General features: G+C 74.8%; 2 protein-coding genes. One reads left to right on the top strand and one right to left on the bottom strand.

Annotated elements, in window-relative coordinates; all coding sequences use genetic code 11:
• Positions 1 to 212 precede the first annotated feature (212 nt).
• The gene (locus KBX53_RS30790; protein ID WP_210863244.1) at positions 213 to 1,034 is read left to right on the top strand and encodes an SURF1 family protein; all 822 of its coding nucleotides are present in this window, start codon (positions 213 to 215) and stop codon (positions 1,032 to 1,034) included.
• A gap of 10 nt (positions 1,035 to 1,044) precedes the next feature.
• On the opposite strand, the gene KBX53_RS30795 is transcribed toward KBX53_RS30790, so the two are convergent.
• Positions 1,045 to 2,147 (bottom strand): RNA ligase family protein (locus KBX53_RS30795; protein ID WP_210863246.1); only part of this gene is annotated, 1,103 nt, incomplete at its 5' end.

Consider the following 2,147-nt stretch of genomic DNA (forward strand, 5'->3'; position numbering starts at 1 on the left):
GGTCATCATCGACTCCTCGCGAGCGGCGGCGGGTACGCGACGGGACGACCGGGGCCGATCCGTCGGCGTGACGATACCCGCCCGGCCGCAGGCGCGAGCACCGCCAACCGGGGCGGACGGTCCGGCCCTGGCAGGGGCCCCGGACGACGATCCCGGCCCGGTCCGGCCCGGTCCAGGTCAGTGGCGCCGGTCATACGAGTAGCCTCGGTGCCGTGTACCGGTTCCTGCTGAGCCCACGCTGGCTGGGCGCTCTCGCGCTGACCCTGGTCGCCGCCGCCGTCATGGTGTTCCTGGGCAACTGGCAGCTGGACCGCTACCGGGGGCGCACCGAGGTCAACGAGCGGATCGACGCGGGCCAGCGGATGGCCCCCGCGCCGCTCGCCGACACGCTGCGCGCCCCCAGCGGCGGCCCCGGGACGGTGGGTCCGGCCCCCGCCGAGGACAAGGTCTGGACCCGGGTCACCGTCACCGGCCGGTACGACCCCGCGAACACCGTGCTGGTCCGCGGCCGCACGGTGGACAGCCGCGTCGGCTTCGAGGTGCTCACCCCGCTGGTGCTCACCGACGGCACGGCGCTGCTGGTGGACCGGGGCTGGATCCCGCCGGCAGCCGGTGGGGCGACCGCCCAGCCGTCGGTGCCGGCCGCGCCGACCGGCGACGTGACGGTGGTCGGACGGGTGCACGAGACCGAGAGCGGCGCCGGCGCGGTGGCCCGACGTGACGGGCTGCTGGAGATCCGGCGGATCGGGGTGTCACGGCTGGCCGGCGAACTTCCCTACCCGGTCTACGGCGCCTACCTGCTGCTCGACGAGCAGACCCCGGCAGCCGACCCGGTGTTCAAGGCGGTGCCGGTGGGGCACGCCAACAACTGGCAGAACTTCGGCTACGTCGTGCAGTGGTGGCTGTTCGCGGTGATGGCCCTGTTCGGCTACGGCTGGGTGGCCCGTCGTGAGGCCCGCCGGGCCGCCGGCATCGGCGTCACCGAGGCTCCCCTGGACCGGGCCGCCGAGCCTGCCCCGACCGCGTCCGCCTGAGCACTCCCCGTCAGCCGCTCACCCGGCCGGCGTGGATGGCGCGGACCGCGTCGATGGTGTCCGCCTCGGCGGCGGACTTGTCGTCGCGGTAACGCACCACCCGGGCGAACCGCAGCGCCATCCCGCCGGGATAGCGCGAACTCGTCTGCACCCCGTCGAAGGCGATCTCCACCACCTGCTCGGGCCGGACCCGGACGACCCAGTCGCCGCGCTCGACAGCGAGGTCGAGGAACCGCTCGGTCTGCCAGCGCAGCAGCTCGTCGGTGAGCCCCTTGAACGTCTTGCCGAGCATGACGAAGTCGCCGGTGCGCGCGTCACGCGCACCCAGATGCAGGTTGGACAGCCAGCCCTTGCGTCGGCCGCTGCCCCACTCGACGGCGAGGACCACCAGGTCGAGCGTGTGTCGCGGTTTCACCTTGACCCAGGCGGAACCGCGCCGGCCGGCGTCGTAGGGGGCGTCCGGGGCCTTCACCACCACGCCCTCCTGCCCGGCGTCGAGCGCTGCGGCGAACGCGCTGGCGGCCTGCTCCGGATCGTCGACCTCCATGCGGCCGACCAGCAGCGACGAATCCACAGCACCGGCGAGGGCGGCCCACCGCTCCCGGCCGGGGAGGTCGATCAGATCCTCGCCGTCGAGGTGCAGCAGGTCGAAGAAGTACGGGGTGAGCACCGTCGCACCCGTGCTGGCAGCCGCCGCGAGCACCGCCGGGGCGACCGGGGTGCGCCCGGTGGTGCTGGGGGTGGTGCGCCGGGCGGCCCGGCTCGACGTCTGTTGGAACGGCAGCGGGCGGCCGGTCTCGTCCAGGCCGATCGCTTCGCCGTCGAGGACCATCTCCCGGCCGGGCAGGGCGCGGACCGCGGCGACCACCTCGGGCACCCGGGTGGTGATCTCGTCGAGGCTGCGGGTGAACACCGCGATGTCGGTGCCGGAGCGGTGCACCTGGATGCGGATGCCGTCGAGCTTCACGTCGACCACCGCCGGCGTGCCGGTCGCGGCGAGCGCTTCGTCGACCGAGGGGGCGCTCTGCGCGAGCATCGGCGCCAGCGGTCGGCCGACCCGCAGACCGAACCCGGCCAGCGCGGCGGCCCCGCCGGCCAGCGCGGCCACCGCCA

This window comes from Micromonospora sp. M51 (genome assembly GCF_018070305.1).
In the GTDB taxonomy this organism is placed as follows: Bacteria; Actinomycetota; Actinomycetes; order Mycobacteriales; family Micromonosporaceae; genus Micromonospora; species Micromonospora parva.